The organism is Lysinibacillus capsici, from assembly GCF_020217405.1.
Taxonomy (GTDB): Bacteria; Bacillota; Bacilli; order Bacillales_A; family Planococcaceae; genus Lysinibacillus; species Lysinibacillus capsici.
On the sequence record NZ_CP084108.1, the window covers coordinates 3,019,940 to 3,045,881 of the forward strand.

Here is a 25,942-nt window from a genome sequence, read left to right on the forward strand (position 1 = left end):
CGGAGCTGCCTTTTTTTCATTTTGTACTGCCTTGCATTTTCCGCTTAAACATAAAGATGGCGAGAATTGTCATAATTACAGTATAACCAAAGACGACAATAAGTGAATAAAACATATGAGCATACTCTGCATATAGGATAGCCCTAGCTGCATCGACTGCGTGCACGAAAGGTAAAAGCTGCGCAATCTTTTGAAATGTTCCACCAATCATATCTAATTCGAACCATGTTCCACTTAACCAAGTTGTCACATTAACAAAGATGGCAAATATCCCTCCTACCTGCTTATCTGTAAATAATGTCCCAAATAATAATCCAAAACTAATATAGAGTGGTGAGATCATTAGAAGTACAAGGATTAGAAAGAGGATCGACTTATTAAATGGCAACCCTAGAAACATGGCGGTAGCTAAACAAACAAAAGTTTGTAGCAGGGCTATTGGTAGTAAAGGTATCATATACCCTAAAATGTAATCAGCGGCAGACAAAGGAGAAACAAAAATCCTCATTAAAAAGGATGAGCTTTTATCTTTTCCTAGTAACATTCCTGAAAACAGTGTGAGAAAAGAAAAACTAAATACAATGACGCCTGGTGCTAGATTATTCATTTCATATAAAGCAAGTGGCATATTTTTTTGCATAACAGAAAACAAGCCTAATAAAAGGATTGGTAAGCCTATACCAAATAATAAAGTGATTGGATCGCGGACAATCTCTTTATGATTCCTTGTTGCAAACGCAGCTACCCTCACAATAACACCTCCTCTGTTTTTTCCAAGAATACTTCTTCTAAAGAATGCTTGCCTGTTTCAGTGATCAATTGTTGTTTCGTGCCTAGTGCACATATTTGTCCATGATGCATAATTCCTACACGATCAGCCAAAGCCTCTATCTCTTCTAAATAATGGGAGGTCAAAATAATCGTGACATGTCCTTTTAAGCGCTTCAATGTGTTCCATACATCATTCCTTGCCCGTATGTCCATTCCTAAAGTCGGTTCATCGAGGAACAATACCTTTGGGTTTGACATTAGGGCCATTGCTACACTTAAACGACGCTGATAGCCGCCTGATAGTGTCTTAGCCTTGTCATGCTGATGTGGTGTCAGTCCGAATAAGGCCATTTTGTCATATACTTGTTGTTGTGCTTTTTCTTTTTTAAAGCCATAAATCTGACTGAATAATAATAAATTTTCATATACCGTTAAATTAGGTGCAACGGCCGTTTCCTGGGGCGAAATATTAATCACTTGTTTTACAGCCTGTGTATTTTGCACAATGCTTTTTCCATCTATTGTGGCATCCCCCTCTGTAGGTGAAAGGAGCCCACACAACATTTTGATTGTGGTTGTTTTGCCAGCGCCATTTTGTCCTAAAAGAGCAAAAAGTTCACCTTGATGGATTTGTAAATTTAAGTGATTAACGACTACACGCTCTTTATAAAGCTTTGTTAAATCTCTTATGTTAATCATCATGCTCTTCACCTCGATTAGTAAGAATCGCATTAATTTTTTCTATGTCACGCTGTGAAAATCGATATTGTAAAACCCATGTCACAATATAAGTTCCGAGAAAGCTGGCTACGAGAGAAAAAACATTCGCCATTGTTTTTGGCATCCATAGTAGCGTTACAATCGGTATCCAAATCATTGCCGTTATGAAAAAGTGGACGAAATATTGCTTCAACATTCCCCAGCTAGCCATTTCAAAAATAAGTGCTGCAAGAGCAAAGGTAATGCCTATCACACCCGTTAATAGAATTTGAGTAATAATTGCAATTATTTCATCTGTAAAGTAAGTACGAAATTCTGGCACCACCCAAACATATTTTCCTTGCCCTATGCCCATCGAGACAAAGAATTGCACAATTTGTCCCATCACTATACCGATCAAAAATCCACCAATAATACGTGTTAAAATGTCTTTTCGCATATTTATCACCTCAGATTCCTAATTGCTTCTTTATTTTGCTCACATAACGCCTAGAAGCGTATGTTTTCGTGCCATTCTTTAATTCAACTCCGATTGTACCTGTTCTACTAATGTCCATATGCTTGATCATATAGCGATTAACTATTTCAGCATTTGAAATACGGAGAAACATTTGAGGATTGAGCTTTTCCTCCAGCTCATAAAGACGCAAACGTACCGTATAAACACCGTGAATGCTTTGGACACAGACCTTTTTTTGCTCTGTATAAATACGCACGATCTCCTTACTATCGATCAATTCAACGCCTTTATGTGAGAAAGCTAATAAAGTGCTTTCCGCTGACGTAGTAATAATTTGCATAAGATGCTCAATGTCATCAGTCATTTTATCTGTGAGAATGATTACTTTGGGTTCTTTATATGTAGGGTCAATCGATATTTCCACCTTCATATGATCACTGTCCTTTCTACGCCTCACTATAAATTTTTCCATACATGTTGTAAATGGATTATCGACAACTGGTCGTTATCAAGGAATAAGCGGTAATCTCAAAGATTCTGGCGAACAATAAAAACACCCTTTAAATAGGCCTATCCAAAGGGGTTAAACGTACAAGTTAGCTTACTTAGAATCTTTTTTTACTTACGTAAAAACACCCATCCTATTCAGGAGCTTTTAAAATATTGGAGGTAAGCTCTAATGATTGATTAAATTTTCCCAAATCAATTGCAATGATTGAGTGTTTTGAGACACTTTTATTTTTCAAACATCTACAGATAAATAAACCTGCTAAAAATGTACATAGAAAAAAACGTATTTTGAATGGCTCAAAACACGTTTTTCTGTGAATTATTTACTTAGGATATTGATAATCTTTTGTTGCGCATCCACTGCCTCAGGGATCGGCATCACAACAAACACATGATTCATCTTAGGATAAACAAAGGTATTGATTGCAACGCCTTGTTCTGTTAGCTTTTCATCAAATTGTATTGCATCTGGATATAAGCTTTCGTGAGTCCCAATAAAATGAGTAATCTTGCTAATCCCTTGAAAATCACCGTAAATAGGACTAATCAATGGGTCCTTCAGAGCTTTATCAGCTGCCCATATCTTTGTTATGACTTCCATTCCTTCACTAGCTAACATGGGATCGTTTTCTTCATATTCCTGAATAAGTGGATTTTCTAAACTCATATCAACACATGCCGACAATAAAATAATATCTTGCGGCTGAGGAAGATTGTCCCGCTTCAACTGTTGTATTAGACCGAGTGCTATATTTCCACCTGCTGAATCTCCTATAACGGTTAATTGATTGGAGCTTTCAATAGATGCTAGAATCTCTTTATAGAAGCTGAGCATTTTTGGGTACGTATCTTGATAGTTAAAATGAGGCACTTTTGGATAGATAGGCGCAATAACTTTTGCATTTAAGGCTTGTGCCATATTATCCATGAACAACCAGTGTAAATTTAAAGGTTGATTTGTCCAAGCTCCACCATGTATATAAAGAATCACCATTTGTGATGAGGACTTTTGGTCATTTAAAATAAAAACCTGCATATCCTCAAATGTTTGCTCCTTCACATCGCTTAAAAGATTAACATCCTCCCCAATCACATAGGGGTGAATATTTTCTGTTCCTCTTTGCTTAATAAATTGTTGAGCATTTTCAATACTAGAAAAGCTCTTTTTATTACTTTGTGAAAACAATAATTTTTCAAATTGCACACTCTCTACAGATCGTTCTCCATTAAAAATTTCTATACTCATGTTTTTCTCTCCTTTTATTGTTCATTCTGTTTCCAAACATGTAATGATTAATAAAGTGATGTGCCAAACCACTAAAACTGAGTATCGATGATGGTAAAATGCATTTTTTTATCGAACTTTATTTTAATTCCACATTTCGAAGAATACTCCTTCCAAAATCTATCATCAAATAAAAAGACCTTCTTGTTGTCAAAAAGCTGCCATTTTGAAACAAAATGACAGCTTTCGATTAGGTATCTATTCCCTCCAACTACCGCTATATTATTGGATTTTAATTTGAGACGACTAACTATACCTATACCTTTTCTAACCTCTTCCACTCTGTGAATGAGGCTAATCAATTTTGTCTTGATAACATGTAGAGAGTTAAGATTAATCATCCTGAAATAATTTATCTACTTCTTTTGATAAATTTCTACCTCATCTTCTGATAACGCTTGATTTTCCTCTGCATCTATTATGTGGAATTCCATCATTCAGAGTTAGCTATACAAAAGCGACACGTATGTATTCCTCGTTCTTTAAGCTTTCAAGGTGATGCAATTCAAGGTCTTTCATCGTGATACGACGGCTTTTTAGTTTTTTATCATAATCCTCTGCCCAAAACCTAATTAATTCAGCTCCTTGCTGTGGTTGTATATGTTCCTTCAAATAACTTAAAAAATCTTCTAAAAATTGAGGACCCCAATTTCCCTCGATGCCGTATACAAAGGGTTTTTCATTATAAAGCTCTAAGTCATAAGGTGGATTATTCCATTGGTATATATTCAAATTTCCAAAAGCCGATTCATCTGCTGCATGTAAAACTCGTGCATCATCATCCATCAGATGCCACGGCTGTGTTGGTGTACTCTCTGTAATTGGATATAATTTTTTTAATTCTCTTACTGTTATTTCAGCAATTCCTGTACAATCAACTGTTTGTAAAGAACTGTTCGCCACTAGGACAGAATATAACGTCATATGCTTGTCTCCTTAAGCTTTAATATTCTAAGCAAATCAATAAACTAACCTGCTCCACATACATTATAGTGAATTTAACATAAATATCCAAAAAATCATCTCGTTCTACAAATCTAGCTAGATGATTGGCTCTCTCTATTCCCTCAAAAAAAACAAGGAGTAGCAATCGAAATGATTTCTTAATAATTGTAAAAACTGCTCATTTAAAAACAAAGAGCAAAATTTAGGGGCATATTTAAAATAACTGATAAAAATCTGATAAATTATTGAATAACACGAAAAGATTACATATTCAAATATAAGTATGGAGTAAATGTATTTATTAAAGACTTGAAAACTCTTCTATCTAAATAGGAAAATTCATTAATTTTTTGAGAGTTATTTGAGAGTTTGTTTATTTATAATAACTTTGTTAATGAATCCTCATTATAAAAAATATAAAACGAGGCATTATCCTATTCGGAAAGGAGAAAAAGTTATGAAAAAAAGCAAAGGATTATTAATAATGACAATTTGTATGTTATTACTTAGCTTGTTTCCTGTAAATTCTGTAGGAGCAGAAGAATCACAAATTGAAGAGCCGATAGCGCCCGAAAAATCTCAACCTGAAGAGATGATAGTTCCGGAAAATGTTTCCTATGCGAGGCATGAAAAAGTTGGTGATGATATCTTCCTTGGAGGAAAATATATCGAAATGGGGATTTCAAAAGGTGGTTCGTTTGGAACGGAAAGTGCAGCCCCGATAGGTTTCCATCCTACTGGACGTCCAAATTTAGGATTTACAGTGGATTCTGATGGGTTTGATAATGGGGAAGCAATGAGCAGTGGCGATTATTTCTTACCTGGAAGCCCATACGAAGGATTTTATGTTGGTTATAAAGAAAGTGATGATAGCACAAAATTATTTTTAAATGCAAATGCTTTAGGATCTATGGAGATTCTAATGAGCACTAATGAAGATTTATCGACAGAAGATAATTTAGTAGCAAAAACGAGTGGGCTAACATCTGATGGTGCATTAAAAATAGAACAAACTGTTTCATTTAAAGCAAATGATAAATTCTTTAAAGCTACAGTGAAAATGACGAATATGACAGATAGAGAACTTTTAGATGTACGTTATATGCGTTCTGTAGATCCTGATATTGACGCGGATAAGAATCTTGTATTTGATACTATCAATTCGGTTCCATTTAACTATCCGAATGATGCTAAATCTGTTGTATTATCGAAGGGTCCTATTACTGGGAATGCATTGATTTTGATGTCTACAGATTCTAAATCACGCGCATCCATTGATAGTTCCAACCCATTTGATCCAACTGCATTTAATGATGACGGTAAAGTAGCTGAAACAACTTATGATTCATGGATTGGTTTAACTTTTGCTGTTGGTAACATGAAACCTGGTGAAGCTAAAACAGTTGAGTATTTTTATAGTTTAGATAGCAATATTGAACAGACTTTAGAGGATGTTGAAAATAATTCAACACCAACTGTAAGCAATAATGCAACATTAAGAGACTTAACAGTTAATGCTTCAACTGTAGCAGAGTTTGAATCTGAAAGGGAAATATACAACGTAGAATTACCAGCAGGTACTACTACGGTTCCAGGTGTAATGGCGACTGTTGCAGATAAGGATAAAGCGAATGCTGTTGTGACAAATGCAACAAGTTTACCAGGCACAACAACAATTGTTGTCACAGCAGAAGATGGGATTACAACCAAAACATATAGAATTAATTTTACGGTTAAGAATTTAACACCAACTTTAAGCAATAATGCAACATTAAGTAATCTAATTGTTAACGCCTCACCTGTAGCAGAATTCGAATCTCAAAGAGAAATATACAACGTAGAATTACCAGCAGGTACTACAATGGTCCCGAAGGTAATGGCGACGGTCGCAGATAAGGATAAGGCGAGTGCTGTTGTGACGAATGCAACAAGTTTACCAGGTACAACAACAATTGTTGTCACAGCAGAAGATGGGTTTACAACAAAAACATATAAAATTAATTTTACGGTTCAAAAATCAAGTAGCAATGGTGATACATGGACGCCAAATTCTATCCCTGCAACAACTAATCCAAGCTCGACGACAACGAAAATCAAAGTACCATTAGAAATTGATGGTAACCATCCACTTGAAAAAACAACAGTGGAAATTGAACGCACTAAACATGCCAATGGTGAAATGACAGACTTCGTCAACTTCACACCATCGCAAGCATTAGAAACTGTAGAAAAAGCTAAACAAATTGGCAATAACATTGCCCGTATCGTCATTCCTGATGTGAATGATGAAGTGGATAAAGTAACAGTAGAAATTCCAAAGCAATCTCTACAAACATTACGTGACAATGGTTTATCACTAGAAATTTCAACAGTAAATGGTCATATTGCAATTTCACATAGCTCAATGGAAGGCCTTGACGATAACTTCTACTTCCGTTTAGTACCAGTGAAGAAAGAAAGCGAGCGTCAAGCGATTGAAGAACGCGCTAAAGTAGAAAAAGTTGTCCGAGAGACACTACAAAGTAACGATTGGGGTGTGGTAGCTCGTCCAATGACAATAGAAACAAATATGCCAAGTCGTCCAGTACAAGTAACACTACCACTAAGAGATGTAAATGTACCAACAGAAGCAGCAGCACGTCAAAAATTCTTAGAGCAACTAGCCGTCTTTATTGAACACTCAGATGGTGAGAAAAAAGTGGTCTTTCCTGAAGTCGTCACAATGGCAAAGGGTGAGCTTGGTCTACGCTTCACTGTAGATAAGTTCAGTACGTTTACCATTATTCAATTTGAAAAGCCAGAGGTAAGCGAGCATGATGTTTATATTAAAGGATTCCCAAACGGCACATTTGGTCCTGATAAGGATGTTACACGTGCACAAGTAGCGATCATGATGGCTCGTATTTTAGGCTATACAGAAGGACAAGTATTGAAGAAAGCACCATTTAAGGATGTAGCCAAAAACCATAGTGCTGCAGGAGCAATTGCCTTTGTAAAAGAACAGGGCATTATGAATGGTGATAATAATGGTAACTTCCATACAAATGCCAACATCACACGTGCTGAAATGGCGGCAGTCGTAGCCAACTATAAACAGCTTTCTGTAGAAGAAGGGGCAGCGATTACATTCAAGGATACAAAAGACCACTGGGCACAATGGATTATTGAAGCAAACCGTACTGCTGGCATCATCAATGGTCTTGAGAATGGAAGCTTTGCACCAAATGCTGCTTTAACACGTGCACAAGTAGTCGTAATGATGAATCGCATGTTTGAACGTGGTCCATTAAACGGCGTCACAAAACCAAGCTTCCCAGATGTCAAAGCAACACATTGGGCATTCAAGGAAATTGAAGAAGCCGCAAACTCTCACTCTTATATAAAAGATACAGTTGGAAAAGAACAGCTTTCAGAATAGAAAAAGCCAAATACAAGAGGCTAAAAACAAAAAGAAAAAATGTTAGACCGCTTGTATTGGTAGTGACTCCTTAAAGTTAGAGTTTTATTTATGCAGCTAATTGGCTGGCATAAGTTCAGTAAAATACTGAACTCATGCCGGCCAATTTTTGTTTAATTCGATCATTATTATAGTAATCGATATACTTTTCTATTTTCTTCTTTAACGTTTTGTAGGATATTAATTCTTCTCCGTAATACATTTAGCCAAAGAATTCTCCATTACGGCATTGTCTGCACAGGTTGCTTTACGAGACATGCTTTGGAAAATCTTATTTTGCTTTAATGTTATCACCCATAAAATGATGTTGATAGTGCCACCCCTAACTTGAATGAATTGCTGCACAAAATCATTTTCAATTAGTTTATTGAATATATCTAACAACACTTCTTTTGGTTGGACTAAGCTTCCCCGTAGCTCAACAAAAGTCTCTTAATTGAAGTAATTTGCATCTAAAAAATTCTTCTTGTTATATAGCCAATTTTAGATGTTCTGTTTGTGTTAGACATAAAAAATACCCCTTTAGATAAAATATCTAAAGAGGTATTTCATTGCCATTATATAGATCGCAACTTTATTTCAAAGCCACAACAAATTGTAGGTTTGAAATAAAGTTTGATCAAAATGAAGCCATTAAGCCTAATTTTATAAGACACATTAAAAACCCGTTTTGAAATAAAGATTGATCAAAACGGGTTTTAGTTTGTGAAGTGTTTCACAGTTGTTTGTAAAAAAGTTTGATCAAAAAAATATAATAGACAAATAATCAATTTAACCAAGCAATAAAAATGAAAATTTAACTGTAAAAGTTGAGCAATAACAAAAAGCCCGCCAAAGATTATTTTCTTCGACAAGCCTTTTTCAATTTCAAGAAATTCTAAAATAGGACACAAAAACCGTCTCCCTGTCCTCGAGAGTCACAAGTTTAACATAACACTATATATACACTAGATAAAATTGTTTACAATGTCAGTTACTACGGCATCAATTGAATTGTCTTGTTTGCAAGTATTGTTAATTGCATCAACAACATAATTTCTATTTACCAATAAATAATACTGGATAGTAGCCTCAGTATCAGTATAATTTTTGTACAATTTGTTAAACAATGCTTTTCGTAAAAGATTTTGTTGAATCTCAAGCGTGGTCACAGTACCGTCAAAAATAGGCTTTTCATTACGATCTACCAATGGATTTTCAAGAGAAATTTTTGAAATAAGATAAGTAATCCATCTTCTAGCTGTAACGGCGACAACTGCTGTTGTTGCATAACGTAGTTTACCATTATTCATTGTTGTTATGCCACCTCGTGGTCCTATACGAGAACCATTTAAAGATGGATTTGTAATATCGTTGTTAATATCACTACAAGATAGATATTGCAACTGCGGTTTCGTAAAACTCGTTGCTCCATATCCAACATATGGATTATCGTAGCGTGAAAAATCATTTTTCAATTCTTGTATTCTAGCGTTATTTTCAGTCATAATAATATTTTTTGCAATATTTGCTTCAAAAATTAGTTCCATACCTTCCTGTAATGCCGAAATCATGTTCAGCATTTTTTCAAAAGAAGCATTAACAGTCAATGTATAAAACCCAAAATCTGATTCTTCTAAAAAATCATTTTCATCTTCTGAAAAAGAAGTACATGAAGGTAACAGAAATTGAATTTTTTCATTTGTAAAATACGAGTCATTAAATCTAAACTTTTTCTTATCAGACTTATCTTTATAAAATTCGCCAATGTCCAATTGATCTAATAGTTTAAATGTAGATTTGGATTTTACAGCAACTGCTTCTGGACTAAAAACTGGATGTTTTTCTTCTTGAATATTTTCTATCATATGTCTTATATTATCGACTGTAGCTTTTTGACCATTTGACTTAAATATTTCGAACATAAAGTCTGTTCTATTATGAACTAAAAACACAGGCAATGATTCAAAGACACTTTTCAATACATCTTTATATAACTCCGTAACAATGTTTGGATATGTGTCACTACAAAAGAACACAATTCCATCTAAATTATCTAGTCCTAATTCTGATAGTGACTTTGAAGTTTGAGACTTTAGATCATTATTAAGCACAATATCTAATAATCCTCTAGTGTCCCTAATTCTTAAATCTATATTTTTGTCCTTTAAGAAAAGAGTTAATGTTGAATTCGCTGGAACACGTAATATTAATTTGCGAACAAATGTATCAATTGTTTCTGAACACATAAGTTTTTTCAAAAGTTGCTCGCTAGCTAGTTCACTTTTCAAACTTTCAATCTGCTCTTTAATATGCTCCTTTACATTTTGCCCTTCATCAAGTGTAGTTAATTTTAAAACATCAGTTAGTACCTTATATTTCTTGATTTGAAGATTATATTTCTCTAAGTTGCCATCTACTGAACCCATAATATTTTGCTCAAATAAATCAATATCTTCAATAAATATCCCATTACCTTCAGTGTTTTGAACGATGTGGTACTCGACAGTTGTTTTTGTTCTACCATCATCACCACTAGCAAGATTAATAATTATTTCCGGTACATGTGTTAATGCCGCAATTGATGTAGTTTTACCACATTTGGTTGTTCCTATGTTTGCTAATGTAATTGTTTTTGCCGATGTGCTGCTAATGTTTAAAGAATTATTCATAATAATTCTCCTTTCATCTTTTTACAGTACTCGTTATTTAAAACAAAAAAGCAGTTGCAACTAAACTTAGTCACAACTGCAATAATCTCAGTTCGTTCTAAGTACAAGTCAAACCAATAGGTAGAATCTTATCTGCAATAGTAGAATAAGAGTACTGATTTATTTCCATTTTAATACATTTTAAATGCCACGTCAAAATTTTTTCATCTTTTATTTTTTGCTTATTTTGCAAGTTATTAATTTCCACCATACCGTTTAAGAAATTCCCATAAGGAATTTTTAACCTATTTATTACTATAAAAGGAAAAATTTCATTATAAAACAGAACTTTCACTTCGAAGTTCACCCAAATTAATTAACCCATAATTCTGATTACTAGAAAACCTAGGTATTGTTTTTTTATAGATCATGTGTGGCATACATTTCAATAATTATTAAATCAAAACAGCAGGTTAAAGGTTCACTAAATCCTTGCGGAATGCCGTGGTCAAATTCGAATATCTTTAATTTCACTTAGTCATCTCTTTATATTACTTACTAAAGTTATAACTTCTTTAGATCGTATTTAACTTATGTATAAAATCTGTTTGTAATTTAACATATTTAACAAAACTTATCAGTAGCAACATGGTTTCCGTTTCATCCTTTATAGTATCTGTTGGATGACTTACTTCATTTCTTGTAAGCCTAATAAATTGATTAAATGTTGTACGAGCTTGTGAATCAATATGCCCTCTAATTTTGTTATCTAAATTCAAATTAGTTAGATATTCTTCTAAAAATTTATATTTCGTAGATATCTTCCAATCACTATCAATATCTGAACTAAATTGCTTATCAAAATTATTTTTCACTCTGAAGTTCTTTTTAGCTGTTAAATTACTTTTATGTCTAATTAAATGTTTTTCAAACGCCTCAATAATATCTAAAGTAATCTTTTCAGAAGCAAGGCCCACCATTATATTTGTCGCTTGATAACAAGCAGTATTAAAGCATCTTACTGCTTCTGTCAGATAGTATTCAACCCAATTATCTAAGTTTTTTATTGACTTTATTTGCGTCAAGAAACCATTGTAATCATAAGGAAGTATATCTATTTCCTTCAAACAACTATGCCCATGATCTGTTACATGAAAAGATGGTAAAAAAGGGCTTTCTCCATAGATTCCTGGAGCAATAATGTTTTGATTCAACAACAGAGCAAAAGCCTCATACATAGTTTCAATTTCATTTCTAGAAAAATTCGTATTTCTTCCTTCAAATAAATTCATACCACTTGAACCCCAGGCAAAATTAGAGAGTGGGATTGAATTTTTAATTAATCCTTTTTTTATAGCCAAACCTTCTGTTAATGAAAACAATGCATGTGCATTACCTGAATAACCATATTTTTTAAACGTAGCTTTATTAGCTAAAATATTTTCATCCTCTGTAGCAAGAGCTTCTAACATTAATTTTTTCATTTGATGAATTGTTAATCTTTTTTTAGTCATAACATTCCTCTATTTCTAAATAATTTTTAAAAGATAACTTATCACGGCGACGAAGATAAATATTATTTAAAACGCTAAACAACTCATACACACATAGATTATTATTTAACAATGAATAATAAACTCATCGGCATTAGAACGAATAATATCGTTATAATTTTTTACTGCTTCATCAGTGATGTGCGTAACGTAGTATATCTTATAGCTTTCTTTATACTTCCCCTTTGCCATTAAAATTCTAGGAGTTATAGGAAGTAAACCAACCAACTTCTTATCTTCCCTCACATACGTGAACGCTGGACTGTCGCTCGTAATAAATTTCGTCGGACCATCAGCTATTAAAAAATGAAAATTTGTATATTTTAAATTAGCATTCACCTCTTCAAAGATTATACCTGTGTCGTTTAGATACTGCCTGAAAAACTTTAATAATAAATTGTGTCGAAATTCATCAGATGCGGTTTTTAATGATGGCAATAATCTTTCATTTGATGGTATCTCAATATTGCCTAATGAATTACTTGTTAAATTTTTATATATTTTTTCAAAGACCTGATTTGAAATAAAACCTCTCCAATCCAAAGCAGTAAAAAATTTCATTAGATATTCTCTGTCAAAGATAGCAACTTCGCCATTAGGCATATTTAACAAAGTTGATTCAATCTTCGCAACTTGTGAAGCCCAATTATTTTCATATTTGCTAGACCAATTACTTTCAATATCCTTTATTTTTATTTTTTCAATTTCTCTCTTAATACTTTTTTTACTTACTAGGCTACCATCCGCTCGCTTAACTACCCACTTTTCAAAATCATAATAGTATTTATTCATATCGAGAGGAGATTCAAGTACATTACCTTCATATTCAACAATATACGACAAAATAGGTTCAAAAATTATATTTGCATCACTTTCTGTGCAGATAGGCATTCCAGCTTTAATTGAATGAAAATCTGTTATTCCCGCTATTCTCTCTTTATTACGTTCAACAATTTTGCCAGGTGACTTTAGAAATTCTATGTTGAGTGTACCATTCCCATGCGCCCATGCTGACATATATGTTTGGGGAACAAGATGATGGTATTTTGCTTGTGTTTCATTCATAGTTTATTCCTCCATTACTTAAATTCCCATCCATATTAGCTTAAATTCGGACTTTGAATACCATATACGTGCAATTGCAATCTCTTATATTATTGACTTACCTTTTATTACTTTATTTTCACGTACTCATTTATTATATGGAGGGATTTTTTATGCTGTACCTAGATTTCCTTATATTTTCCCTAGTTTGCATCAACAGTTCAAAGGAGCTAACATCTAACTTCTTAAATAAATTAACATCAACTAAATTCGTTAATAATTTCTTAATATCTCCTTTTCTTTCTATTCCTACCAAAATACACAAAGTATCTTCTTCATGATTTGTTACTCGTTCCATTAAAAATCTTCTTCTTAAAATTATATCTTTAAATAACTTACTAGATGCCTCCATAATAAAAATCATAATCACTGGAATCTCATCAATTTTATGTTCTCTCTCATAGTTATAAGCCGCATAAGGATTGTAAAACATTTTCCTATACCTGCTTTCAACTAATCTCCTAGTCCTAGTTCTTAAAAAATCTGCTATATGCCCTCTCGTATATGAATCAAGTAAGAGAAGATAGCGGGCTAACTTTATGTCCAATACATTATTGGACTCATCCAGCAAACGTATTAATTTTTCAAATTCACTTTCCATACTTTGCTTTGGTTTTTCTTTCTTCATATCATATAAAATAAAATCATTTTCATCTAAACCCAACTTTTTCATATGCTTATATGCCATATATTCATTAATTTCATCTCTATGGCTTGCAAAATGAATCGAGGCTAGACCATTATTTCCATCAAATTCTTCAAGTAATTCCTCAACATAATTTGAATAATCATTATAAGCTAAATACATACCCAAGTGATCTAATTCATCATCTAACTTAATATATTCATTACACGATGCTTTACTTCTTTGATATAAAAAATTTAAGAAGTGACTAGGTGAATCTAGAATTTCCGCATACACCCTTAAATCCCCAACTGAAATACACCATACAGGTAGAGAAGAATTTTGGATTAAATCTGTTTTTTCAATTTGTGCAGCCAGCTCGTTTAAATCATCTAATGTTACACAACACGCTTGAACAAAATTAGCTTCTTTTAATTCTGCAATAAATTGGTATTTCTTCTTAGATTCTTTATGATAAATTTCGATTTTATTGTTCCTTTTATATTCTTCATAAAATCTAATTGTTTGGTTATAAGGGTTTTCTGTCAATTCTTTTAGTGATGATTTAAAACTTTCCTCATCTGAAAATGGTGATGCTGGCGAAATTGCTCCTGCTTTAACTTCAACAATAATCATCACATCATCATAAATTATTACTCCGTCACACTCGCACCATTCATTTCTTCCATTTGCACCAACAGGAGCCTTATAGTATATGTTTTTATATACCTTGGCTTTTGGTAGCAACTTCTCTAATAACTCAAATGGTAACTCTTCAGATAAAGATTTCTGTATTTCATTTATTTCCAATGATAAATTAGGATTAGCTTTTCTTAACACCTTTACAAATGTTCTATAAAAATTATCCAAAAGATTATCTATTGAAGTACAGTAGAATTTATTATTATATTTTAAAAACGGCTTATACTTTTGAGGTAATTCTTTATTCATTACTTCAATATCGTATTGATAATAATCCGGTAATTCACCAATTGAAAGTGAAAAATGATTAATAAATTCAGCAGGCCAGTTTGTTATTACTTGAACATTAAAGAATTCTGCAAAATCTATTATTTTTTCTTTATCAGCAAATTTAATAGCAGTTTCTATGTTAGGTATAATCTGCATTAATCCACTAGTTCGTAATTGCATACTAATTTTTTGGAGACCACTTACTATATCCTCACTTGTCAAACCAAATTCATCTTTACAAATTTTTGAATAGGGTGTTATTAATGATGTAAAATGTTCTTCTTCAAAATATGGATATAATTTTCCTGAAACATTTGTCGTCATTCCTTGTGAATACTTAATTAATTCGTCCTTTTCAACAACATTTATATACACTGCATTCAAAATATATAATTCTTCAATATCTTTTATTAACTTTCGAGATTTTTTATCATTAATAAATCTCTCATGGTTTTTATCATTTGAAGATGTAACTAAAATACTTTGTATAAAATCTTGAATCTTGTTTAACCCTGGAGAAACGTTACCATTAATACTAACCTCTGGATTACCTAAGTGTTTTATAGTCCTATATAATTCAATCAAAATTATATTTAATAGCGGATCAGTTTCATTAATTATTTTTTTTATAGATATTATTTTATTTGATATTTCACTTTCTAATTTCTCTATATCCATAAAAGCTAATGGTTTTTCGCTCACTCCTGGTAACCTTCCTCTCCACTTTAGATTCCTAAATCGCTTTTTTAATCTAGAAAAAATTTGTTTAGACACCTGCATTCCCCCATCTATAATCTCAGGTCATATAGTTGAATTAGAATTACTAGTAGCCGTTCTTACTACTAAAAAAAACAACATCTCAATTCCAAAATATTGAGATGTTGTTTTGGGCAGAAAATTCATTAAATTTTTATCTATTCCGTTGTTTCCACTCTTCGGCTCTTTTAAATTTATTTACCATGATTTCAACATTCTTTTCATAACTCTCTCTACTATATTTTTGAGGCAAAGTTTCAATTTTAGCATAGACAGTATCAAAATCTCTTTCGAATGTTCTTGGTGACGTTGAAATTTTAATTATCATCTCAATGATTAATTTAGCTTTTTCCAATCTTTCTTTGGACTTAAAATAATTATTACTATGAATTAATTGTTGTACTCTAACTTCTGGTGAATCAACATTTGTATTGAAAGTATAATACCACTGACCATGTGCAATTTTATTTCTAATCAGTATAATTTCATTAATATCTCGGTTTATAAAATTTAATATATCCTCATAACGCACTTGATTAGTACGACCTAATTTACTTTTTATATCAAGGCTAGAAAAATTTCTCCCGTTAATAGGAATAGCAAAAGCTTTGGCAAATGCCCAATTCAAAACATGCTTCCATTTTTGCTCTAAACTATTGGCATTCAACAAAACTAAATCTCTATCATCTTGGGAAAATTGCGCTTCATGTATTAATTTATAAAAACTGACTTCCATCCAAGCGCCTATTAAAAATGAATGTATATTTGTATGCATTTTGGCTTCAATATCATTTTCAAATTTTAAAGCTTGTTTAATAGCTTTTTCAGTATTTTTAATAGTTGCCGAAAGTTCCTTTAAATTTTTACTGTGTTTACTATACATATTTTCACCCCTGATTCCTAAACGCCAAAAAATACAAATCAAGTTATATTTTTTGGCGTTTGGGAATCGAACCCATGCCAGAACTACTTTACCCTTTTAGCTCTAGCGATTGCTATAACAAATAAGATGGGTAATACCATAGCAATCGTGTTAACCATTACACTATACGCCCTAATTTAATTATATCATTCTGATTTAGTTATTTTTACCATGAATTTTTGCTATCTTCACAGATAAATATGATCTTATACCTTGTTTTTTATCGTTTCAAATTCTTATCACTCTGTTTTTTGAATAATATAATCTGTTAGATAAGGTCTTATTTCCTTGAAATTCTTACTCTCTGTCGCACAAGCTTCTCTAGCCTTGGAAAAATATACAATACCCTTCTCCTCTAGCATTTTATCAATCATTAAACAGCAACATCTAATTCTAAATTCCTGTACTTTATTGATTTTATTTGCGTATGGTAAGAATGTACTTTCTCCATAAATTCCTAGAGAAATAATATTTCGGTTCAATAAAAGTACACAAGCCTCATACAGAATTTCAATTTCACTTCTTCAGTACATTACTAATCTAGAGTTCGTTATACATCTATAACTAAAAGGTGTTAAAAAATCAAAAAAAACGATTAGTATTAACACTAATCGCTAATTATTCTTAAACCTTCTATCATAATATTTTGTAACTACCATATAGTAGCTGGATTCCTTACAGGATACACTCTAATTTTTGCAATCTCTTCATTACTAGCAACATGAACATTAAAAGAGAATGTATCAATTCCTTCAAACCCGTCTAAGTCAATTCTTTCTCTAAAACTTGTACCTATAATTTCCCCCTCAGAATTATAAACACTTCCAATTATAATTATATCATCAGAAAGTTGTCCCCCAATAATTTCACCAACGATTTTAATCCCATTATCTCCACCATACCAAGAATCCTGAAAGGCACTCACGTTAAATTCTTCGATTAGAAACTCTTTTTCAAAAACATCAAACCTTTCAATTATTTCTTTCGGGAATTTCTCACCGTTCTCCATTGTTTAAACCTCCTCTAAAAATAATTATGCTCTCGGAAATACACGAATCTTTCCAACTTTATGTCCATTTGGTACATCTACACTGATCCTAAACGGAAATATCCCTTTAAAAGATTCTGGCTTAATATTACTCGTTACTAACCCATTACCATATGAATCATTTTCATCTGATGCAATAATATCACCGTCTTTATCATACACACTACACATAATTAAAAAAGAATTCTTTAAGTTATCGCCAAATATTTCACCATTAACAATAACTTCATTCTCAGTTGGCATATACGCATATAAATTCATTTCGTCAATTCCATATTTCTTCTCTATGTTATATAATCTTTGAATTTTATCTTTCGATATTTTTCTTGGGTGTCCCATAAAATATAATCCCCCTTATCAATTGAAAGAATAATTAGTAAAATCACCTTTATAAGAATCACAAATCCATTCCCAGCGAGTAACTCTTTTGGTTAATTGTAGCGTATCAATTGGATTTTTTATGTAGCAAACTTCTAATCCATCGTTCGTTTGCTTTACGATTGCTAGAATATAACTGTCTTTTAATTCATGTGCTGTTGAATATTCATTATTTGTTAATGATATAGTTGATCCTAGTTTATCTACACTCTTAACCTCTATATAGTCGGTTCGATTTGATCGCTGCACCTCTAGATCATAGCCTAAATTACTTTTACTAACATCAATCACTTTTTTTACATCCTCATCTATCTCTAAAAAAGCAGCTAAATTTGTTTCAGCTGCTCTCCATTTGCTTATAGAAGCCCTAATGTTGAGACTTTTTTTATTCATCTCCTTTTCCTTTAAACTATTATTTCCCCTTTGATAAAAGGAGTTTGAAAAAATATGAGTTTTATTCAATTCCTCTATTCTGTTATTTTTTAAAAGAACGTTAACTACATTATCTTTTTCAAAATCTTCTAGATTTTTATCGTTTAAAGCTGATATTAATGAAGGTTGCATTTTATTAATGAACCATTTGAAATCTTGTGGATCATTTAAGTTATTTTCAATTATCTTCAAAAACTCATCATCAAATTTAGAAGTAGGTTTTTCGTTTAAAGAAAAAATCCCATCTGAGAAATATATAATTTTTGCATTTTTTATTTTCTCCTGAATAGTTGTATTATGACTAAATCTATATTTACGAATAAACTCACCTATAATTTCTTGACTCCCATTTATAAAAGGAGTTTTCTTACTTGTAGCTTCTAATATTTCTTCTAAAAATAATGGTTTAACGCCAAATTTTTCTCCAAACTTTAGAATGCCAGGATATTTACTTTCCATTCGTTTATCGAGAGGTGTAAAATCGAAAAAATCGCAAAATTTATTGAAATCATTGAAATTTAACCATTCAGGGTTGATTCGTATTTTTTCTATTGATTGATTGTTAAACCATTTCTCTTTCTTTAGCTGGTCTTTTAAGTTTGTTAAAAAAATATCTTTGAATTTTACAACTGAAGAAAAGCGAGAAACCAAACTTTCCTCAGTAGTGCTTAGTACCTCAAATAGACCTGTAAAAACATCATCTTTTCCTTCATTTACATATCCCTTTATAATGTCAACAATCAATTTCGAACATCTGTTCAAAGATTCTTTGGATAAATCATCATTGACTATTTTTGTTCTTGATGGGTCAGTTGAGAAGTCTCCATTAATTTTAAAAGGTAATCCTACATTGTCTTTGGTAGGCATAAAAGAGTGAACCACTGACCTTTCATTTGATAATGGTATAATTCGCTTTTGATTATCCAGTAAGAAGGCTACAGATGTGGTTTTATCTTCTGATCGAGAATTTCTTAAAACCAGCCATTCTTCTTTATAATCATCATCGCTAATTGTTATATATTCTTCAAAACCATTATTAACTCTTTTCACACTGATGGTTTTAGATAGCTGCGTTTCAAATACAATCTGTTTTATACTTCTTAAAAAAAGTAGCGAACTTGAGTCAAATGAATCAATTTCTTCTTCTAAATTATTAGAGTTTGTATTTTCAAAGATAAAAATGGTTTTAAAATTTCTATCCAGGAGATTCGAAATAATATCTGAATGTTCCATTAAAGGATTATATTTATGTGGGATCCTTATTAAAGGTACTGGGATATCTGAATCTATTAGTTCGTTAGTCAGCTCTCTAGAAAAAGTTAAACCTAAATCGCCACTTATAATGTGTACACGCTCCGCTAAATTCACTACGGATTTAAACCCAATACCTCTATATCCAATGGATTTTCCATCTCTCTTTTTGGTCGAAGATCCGCTACGACAAATGGAAATGATATCATTTTCATTAAAAAACCTTCCATCATTAGCAACAATTATATAACCTTTATTTTTACTGATATAAAATCTAATTGAAGCAGCATCATCGGCATTTTGTAATAATTCTATAATGGATCGATTATGATAACTTTCCGCTATATAAGTTTCCATATGAGCTAAATCTGACAAAAGCAACGGTGAATTTTTGGCTTCCTCCAGAAAATTACTTTGTATTTTTTCTATAATTCCCATTAAATCTCCCCTTAGGTGAAAAAGGATATATTTTAAATTATGATAATCAAATTACTTTACTATTTTTTCTTATGATTAATAATCTCTTCAAATTCTTATTTTCAAATGAATAGTCTTATTGAACAGTATTTACTCTACTACGTAATGGCAACAATTCTGGATATATATTATTGTGTTTGTTCAGTTTTGCCTCTGTTCTTAAACTTTTATTTTGTTGGGTATGTTGAAAAGAGAAAATTTGTGTTAATAATTCTACTCCCCCTGCTGCAAGACAAATTTCGTTTACAGATTTATCTTCATATCCAGAATTCTCTTCTAAAAATTTTTTAATAACATGCGAATTATTAAAATTTTTCATAGTTATTTGATAGTCTAAACAATAATCTTTATGCATTTCGATAAATGATGCTTCATCATACTTTATAATATATATAGACTTTTCTAAATCGTTATTAGGTTGAAAATCGATAGCACTATCATCCATTTTAGTGGACATAGAAAGTAAGGTAGCTGAGTAAGTACTTACGGAAAATATTTTTGAGCCAACTCGATTATCGAAATCTGTGTTACTCAGATATACACGTCCAATATCGAATTTTTCATCCTTATAATATAAATTCAAAATGTATAAGGCACCTAATGCATTTAATAAGTTTTCAATTGTTGCTTTTTTTAATGAATTTCTTCGATCATGTTTAACTGCTTGATAAGCTTGCTTCCATTTACACCCACTAGATCCTCGCTTATTAGCTTTATATAAGGGTTTTAAGACTTTATTTGAATCATTATTAAAATACAGATTTGTAGCAGAAATGGCGATTTCTTTTTTACTTATCTTCCATTTTCGTTCTAATAAATCAAGACAATCCGTATCAAAATACAAATCTCTCCGACTACCATTTGTGTCTGTTAAGGTCATATTTCCACCAAGTTCTTGATAAATTTCTTTTGAAATAGCCTCAATTTCTATGGCACAACGAACAATCAAGTCTGCTATATGCATAGAATACACCTTTAGTTGATCATCCGTGATGTGAATGTAATCAGCCAATTTCAAAAATTCTTTCTCCAGGTTTTTATAAACCGGCCAATATAAATTTAATTTACTCATAACATCCCTCCATCACATTATTTAATTTACAATAATTCCCATATGAATAATTCGTCTATAAAAAGTGTAAAATGATTAATTAGAAATTCAACTGGATTATTTGCTATTGCTTCTACATAAAAAGAATCTACAAAATCAGTTATTTTTTTATTCGCATCTTTAAATAACTGTTTCTAAACTAGGCATAAATTGCATTAATCTATTAACACGTAATTGCATACTAATTTTTCGAAGACCACTTATTCTATCTTCACGTGTCATACCAAATTCCTGTTCACAAATTTTTAAATACGACGCTATTAAAGTTGTAAAAGGCTGTTAACTCATTTGGACAACCTCTTTCAAATTATAAAACAGAACCACATAACCATAATATGTAAATTATACCTTTTTAACTATATTAATTAAATGTAAAAAATCATTTCAAATAAAAAATCCTCCAATAAATTTATCTCATTGAAGGATTTTGAATTCTCAAGTTAATTATTAGTGATATATTTTTCCAAATAAGGTTTAATCACCTTGAAATTCCTACTCTCTATCGCACAAGCCTCTCTAACCTTCTCAAAATATACAATCCCCTTCTCTTCTAACATTTTGTCAATTACTAAACAACAGCGTCTAATTCTGAACTCCTGTACTGATTCGGTAATTTCACTTAATAGGGCAGTTGTTTTCGGCAGCTGAGCGTTATGCCTATTATTTGAAAGAGCTTCAATTTCTAAGTGCCTGCTAAATAATTTCTTTGTAATTCTAACTGGCTTTTCTAGTTTCAATAGTTCAGGATAGATTTGCCTGATTCTATTACAATATTCTTCATCCCGCGCTTTCCAATCAACAGCTGGAGCGTTTTTATTATTTTGCACAGGGCTTGGCATATTTGCTTCAAACCACTGCAAATCATTTTCATGCAACCATTTACAAACTCTGTGCAATTGTTTCCACAGCTGTGTTCTTGTAATCGTTGGTTTATTCTCTATTGCACCTAAAATTTGCGCTCGGTATTGCGTACGACGTTCTTCACTATTTCGTGATAGGACCTCACGCTTTGACGGTAATTTGCTATCTAGCATTTCTGTATCGTTTTTATAAAGATACATAAATACTTTTTTTAATTCTGTTTGAAATTGCTTTCTGCTACCATTAGGATTTTTACTGAGCCATTCTAATAGCTCGGCTCGATATGCCGCTGTTCGTTCTGCGGATTTTTGATTAATTGACAGTTTATTTCGAACCGTACCTTCACTTATCCCTAAAGCTAGCGCAATCTCTTCACGATGCATGTTTAAATTTACTAGTTCATTAAATTTCGCTTCCCATACATCCCCATAGGCTGTGATACGACTTCTAGTCCACTTTTCACTTTCATCCTTCTCTGGACCCGTCCTTGTGTATTCAAAACCGCAAGAACACTTGAATTTACCAACGAGAACGTCCGTTTTTTCTCTTTTAGTAATAGATACTTTCGGAACAACAAACTCCTTGTAATGGCTTGCCGCAGGATTTAAGCACGGCCACGGTCCTTTACCAAAAGGTCCATCATCTGCCTTTACATCCAAAAATGAATCAATGTCTTGATCAAAAAAGTATAGTACTAAAAGATGACGAAATGGATGAATCCCTTGCCGCTTATAATTTGTAACGGTGCTTTGCAGCAAATTGTTGTCTCCTGCATCTCTTATATATGAATGAAATCTTTCTAAAAAGCCTTTTGGAAATTTCGCTTTAAACGCTTTTAATAGCTCTGTTTGTCTCACTGATGAATTTTTCATAATCCAATTATTTTCTCTAAGCAAAGACCGATACTTATTAAATGTCACTTCCAACGATATGTTTTCAAGAGGTGCATTTAACAGCTTATAAGCCATTTGTGCAAGCTTTATTTCTACTTCTCTATGCGCTGCTATTTCATCAGTGGTATTTTGACATTTCAATGTATCTAGCACACGCGGATCAAGTCGTATATAGCCATGTCTACTATGATTTTTATAGTCGATAGGATATTTTATTAAATGTTGCTCATGATGTGGGCAATAGTAAATCGCAAGAAGATGATGTTCTCGATGTAAATACGGCTCTCCATAACGCTCAATATCTTCGCTGACACATTTCCTGCAGAAGAAAATTCCTTTTTTATTATCAATTTTCGTAGGAAGAGTCCCTAATCGCCCTTGTAGCCCTCTAGCATCGTTTTTAACATCCTCTAAAACTTTTTGTTGCTTTGCCTTAGTTATAAAAGGTGCAAAGAAAGGATATATAGTATTTTCCGATAAAACCCGTTCTACTGTATATCCTGGGCCTAAATTTTGCACAAGATTAGATAAATGACTGCCTAATTCAATCGTTGGTATCACTGTTCTACTATCAAATAATTCTTCAAGAGTATCTACAAAACTAACATTGCCATTATAAAAATGATACCGGCTAATGGCTGAATACAGCAATTCATTTGGATATGGATCCGTAAAAAACGGTAACACTATCCCCCCTCCCATTTCACAAGGAATTTATTAAAATTTAATTGGTATATGCTACTTACCTTAACTTTTTAAGCAGTTTATAATGTCTTTTGCCAAAATTTTCGATCCAGCAGCTCCCTTCAAATATTTCAAATCTCCACTAGCTAACCAGTCAATCTCTTTTAGATTCAATAATGTTTTAGCAATTTTTGAAGAGTCTGGCTGTTGTGATTTTGTAAGATAATTTTCATTAATGACTTGATTTCCAGCTATAGCTAAAGCATTTAAGCCAGTTATATGAGTCATTCGATACAATTTGTTATCCGCCCACTGCTCTGGAAATAGTTCCTTAATTGTATTGAAATAAAATAGGCACAGGTTTAATTTCTTCTCCTTAGGAAGTTTCTCAAGATTTGATTTCTTAGTTAACAATTTCACCATGTTATATAGATTTTGGAGCGTAATATTCTTTTCTTTACTACGATTTCCAGTTAATGTTCCTTTACTAAAAAATGGACTTTCTGGTTTCAAGATTAAATTCGTTGCGACCCAACTTAAATCATCATTATTTCGATTTAAATATCGACTTAATGATGTTCCAATGCCCTTAGCCTTTGTATTAATCACATCAAAAAGCTTAATTTCCTCATCTTCATCCAAATAATGAAATGCTAAAAATGGGATGATTAACGTACTCGCTGTATCATTAATATACTTTTCAATTCCCCCAAGACGATGTTGACCATCCATTAAAGTACCTTTCTTTTTACAAATAAGACGCCCAACATTTGGTCGATGCTTATCATACGCATGAAACTCCCAGTTACCAGCTGCATTTAATAAAATCGGTGTATATAAGGAATCCTCTCCCTGAGATAAATAATCTGCAAAATCTTCACAACGCTTACGGTTGATCAGCCGCTGATATCCTTTCCCTGACGAGTCATTATATAACTTTGAATATGAAAAATTAACTGCAACTTGCGAAGACACAAAACCTTGATAAGCTACTCGACCACGCATTTTAGATTGAATTACATTCTCAATCGCTATATTTGAAGGTAAATTATTACTCATATTTTTTCTCCTTTACATTTAATCTATATCATTTTAATACCAAAAGATAATATAAATCAATTAAAATAAACTTATAAGTTATTTTTTTTATAATTCAATGGTATGTAATGCTTGTTTCACCTCACATACGCTTAAATGGGGTGATACAAAATGGACTTAAATAAAAGAGTAGGAATGAACATCAGAGCAATTAGAAAGGCACAGAAATTAACAATCGATGAACTAGCTGAAAAATGTGACTTTCAATCCCCTTATCTGTCGGATGTTGAACGCGGAGAGAGAAATATTACGTTACAAACTTTAAATAAAATATTAGATGCGCTTGAAGTAGATCCAGGAAGTGTATTAATTCCTGAAAGCAGAACTAATGAAAAGCCTGAAAATATTAGAGAAGAACTTTTAAACATTTTATTTAATACACTTGAGGATAAGAATGAAGATGATATTCGAATGTTATTGAATATCACTAATGAGATTTTTGGTCGATTTAAAACAAATTAAAAAGCAGCTTGTGAATTTTAATCACAAGCTGCCTTCTATTTCTTAATAATCTTCATACTCCATTAAAAATTGTAACCAACCTTTTTGAAAATCTAAAGAATCAATACCACCGATAAAAGTATAATGATTATCTCTATATGTAAAATAATCCTTTAAGAAGTATTCCCACAACAATTCCATACCTTTATCTGCGTAATGTTCAACAATAGACTTCAGAGACTTAACATCATCAAAACTTTCAGATTTTAATCCCTCTCCCCCTAAAGTTGCAATTAAGAAATATATAGTTCTTAACTCATTTGATTTTATTGAAGAAAAACGAAACTCAGTAGTATCTGTAATTGATTCAGATTTTTCCCCTTTACTTAAAGCTAATGTAGCACAGAATAAAAATAGTTCACCATTATCCTGAAATAATAGTCCTTCCTTTCCATTATCTCTATCACCAGCTAACTCTTTATATATTCCTTGAAAAGACTTTCTATATCTTAGACGTACATCATCACCGAAATTAATATAACGAATAACTTTATTCAT

At 32.1% G+C, this 25,942-nt stretch carries 22 protein-coding genes; 2 read left to right on the top strand and 20 right to left on the bottom strand.

Annotated features, from left to right (window positions below; all coding sequences use genetic code 11):
* Positions 1–16: 16 nt before the first annotated feature.
* The 6 genes from LCP48_RS14925 to LCP48_RS14950 all read right to left on the bottom strand — a co-directional run bounded on the left by LCP48_RS14925 (position 17) and on the right by LCP48_RS14950 (position 4,670).
* Complete coding sequence (locus LCP48_RS14925; RefSeq protein ID WP_009370202.1) at positions 17–751, bottom strand: ABC transporter permease; 735 nt, start codon at positions 749–751, stop codon at positions 17–19.
* A complete protein-coding gene (locus LCP48_RS14930) occupies positions 748–1,473 on the bottom strand; it encodes an ABC transporter ATP-binding protein (RefSeq protein ID WP_009370201.1) in 726 nt (241 codons plus the stop codon). Before LCP48_RS14930 ends, LCP48_RS14925 begins: the two co-directional genes overlap by 4 nt.
* Entirely contained in the window at positions 1,463–1,930 is a 468-nt protein-coding gene (locus LCP48_RS14935) for a DUF3021 domain-containing protein (RefSeq protein WP_009370200.1), read from the bottom strand. The genes LCP48_RS14930 and LCP48_RS14935 overlap by 11 nt, the downstream gene beginning before the upstream one ends.
* A gap of 10 nt (positions 1,931–1,940) precedes the next feature.
* Positions 1,941–2,381 carry a LytTR family DNA-binding domain-containing protein gene (locus LCP48_RS14940; RefSeq protein WP_004231099.1) on the bottom strand — a complete coding sequence of 147 codons (441 nt, stop codon included), beginning with the start codon at positions 2,379–2,381 and terminating at the stop codon, positions 1,941–1,943.
* A 399-nt stretch (positions 2,382–2,780) separates the two neighbouring features.
* The gene (locus LCP48_RS14945; RefSeq protein WP_004231098.1) at positions 2,781–3,707 is read right to left on the bottom strand and encodes an alpha/beta hydrolase fold domain-containing protein; all 927 of its coding nucleotides are present in this window, start codon (positions 3,705–3,707) and stop codon (positions 2,781–2,783) included.
* Positions 3,708–4,193: 486 nt separating this feature from the next.
* Entirely contained in the window at positions 4,194–4,670 is a 477-nt protein-coding gene (locus tag LCP48_RS14950) for a hypothetical protein (RefSeq protein WP_004231078.1), read from the bottom strand.
* 478 nt (positions 4,671–5,148) lie between these two features.
* Between LCP48_RS14950 and LCP48_RS14955 the strand changes: the two genes are divergently transcribed.
* A complete protein-coding gene (locus tag LCP48_RS14955) occupies positions 5,149–8,109 on the top strand; it encodes an S-layer homology domain-containing protein (RefSeq protein ID WP_225340323.1) in 2,961 nt (986 codons plus the stop codon).
* Between the two features lie 115 nt (positions 8,110–8,224).
* Here the strand turns inward: LCP48_RS14955 and LCP48_RS23525 are convergent, their stop codons facing one another.
* The 13 genes from LCP48_RS23525 to LCP48_RS15020 all read right to left on the bottom strand — a co-directional run bounded on the left by LCP48_RS23525 (position 8,225) and on the right by LCP48_RS15020 (position 24,904).
* Positions 8,225–8,350 (bottom strand): IS3 family transposase, encoded by a 126-nt coding sequence (locus LCP48_RS23525; protein ID WP_081456929.1) that lies wholly within the window; start codon positions 8,348–8,350, stop codon positions 8,225–8,227.
* A 745-nt stretch (positions 8,351–9,095) separates the two neighbouring features.
* Positions 9,096–10,799, bottom strand: a complete 1,704-nt coding sequence (locus tag LCP48_RS14965) for a hypothetical protein (RefSeq protein WP_225340324.1) — start codon at positions 10,797–10,799, stop codon at positions 9,096–9,098.
* Positions 10,800–10,896: 97 nt separating this feature from the next.
* Positions 10,897–11,133 carry a hypothetical protein gene (locus LCP48_RS14970; protein WP_225340325.1) on the bottom strand — a complete coding sequence of 79 codons (237 nt, stop codon included), beginning with the start codon at positions 11,131–11,133 and terminating at the stop codon, positions 10,897–10,899.
* A gap of 220 nt (positions 11,134–11,353) precedes the next feature.
* A complete protein-coding gene (locus tag LCP48_RS14975; protein WP_225340326.1) occupies positions 11,354–12,292 on the bottom strand; it encodes a hypothetical protein in 939 nt (312 codons plus the stop codon).
* Between the two features lie 105 nt (positions 12,293–12,397).
* Positions 12,398–13,396: a DUF4238 domain-containing protein gene (locus LCP48_RS14980; RefSeq protein ID WP_225340327.1), complete on the bottom strand. Its 999-nt coding sequence runs from the start codon at positions 13,394–13,396 to the stop codon at positions 12,398–12,400.
* A 133-nt stretch (positions 13,397–13,529) separates the two neighbouring features.
* Complete coding sequence (locus tag LCP48_RS14985; protein ID WP_225340328.1) at positions 13,530–15,806, bottom strand: hypothetical protein; 2,277 nt, start codon at positions 15,804–15,806, stop codon at positions 13,530–13,532.
* 136 nt (positions 15,807–15,942) lie between these two features.
* Positions 15,943–16,671: a hypothetical protein gene (locus LCP48_RS14990; RefSeq protein WP_225340329.1), complete on the bottom strand. Its 729-nt coding sequence runs from the start codon at positions 16,669–16,671 to the stop codon at positions 15,943–15,945.
* A gap of 691 nt (positions 16,672–17,362) precedes the next feature.
* On the bottom strand, positions 17,363–17,719 hold the full coding sequence (locus tag LCP48_RS14995; RefSeq protein WP_225340330.1) for a hypothetical protein: 357 nt from the start codon (positions 17,717–17,719) through the stop codon (positions 17,363–17,365).
* A 24-nt stretch (positions 17,720–17,743) separates the two neighbouring features.
* Positions 17,744–18,097, bottom strand: coding sequence for a hypothetical protein (locus LCP48_RS15000; protein WP_225340331.1), 354 nt, complete (start codon positions 18,095–18,097; stop codon positions 17,744–17,746).
* Between the two features lie 18 nt (positions 18,098–18,115).
* Positions 18,116–20,257, bottom strand: a complete 2,142-nt coding sequence (locus tag LCP48_RS15005; RefSeq protein WP_225340332.1) for a sacsin N-terminal ATP-binding-like domain-containing protein — start codon at positions 20,255–20,257, stop codon at positions 18,116–18,118.
* A gap of 115 nt (positions 20,258–20,372) precedes the next feature.
* Entirely contained in the window at positions 20,373–21,368 is a 996-nt protein-coding gene (locus LCP48_RS15010) for a hypothetical protein (RefSeq protein WP_225340333.1), read from the bottom strand.
* A gap of 479 nt (positions 21,369–21,847) precedes the next feature.
* The gene (locus tag LCP48_RS15015; RefSeq protein ID WP_225340334.1) at positions 21,848–23,848 is read right to left on the bottom strand and encodes a TnsD family Tn7-like transposition protein; all 2,001 of its coding nucleotides are present in this window, start codon (positions 23,846–23,848) and stop codon (positions 21,848–21,850) included.
* A gap of 60 nt (positions 23,849–23,908) precedes the next feature.
* Complete coding sequence (locus tag LCP48_RS15020) at positions 23,909–24,904, bottom strand: DGQHR domain-containing protein (protein ID WP_225340335.1); 996 nt, start codon at positions 24,902–24,904, stop codon at positions 23,909–23,911.
* A 150-nt stretch (positions 24,905–25,054) separates the two neighbouring features.
* Between LCP48_RS15020 and LCP48_RS15025 the strand changes: the two genes are divergently transcribed.
* Complete coding sequence (locus tag LCP48_RS15025) at positions 25,055–25,405, top strand: helix-turn-helix domain-containing protein (protein ID WP_225340336.1); 351 nt, start codon at positions 25,055–25,057, stop codon at positions 25,403–25,405.
* Positions 25,406–25,447: 42 nt separating this feature from the next.
* Here LCP48_RS15025 and LCP48_RS15030 read toward each other — a convergent pair whose 3' ends face one another.
* On the bottom strand, positions 25,448–25,942 hold the full coding sequence (locus LCP48_RS15030; protein ID WP_225340337.1) for a hypothetical protein: 495 nt from the start codon (positions 25,940–25,942) through the stop codon (positions 25,448–25,450).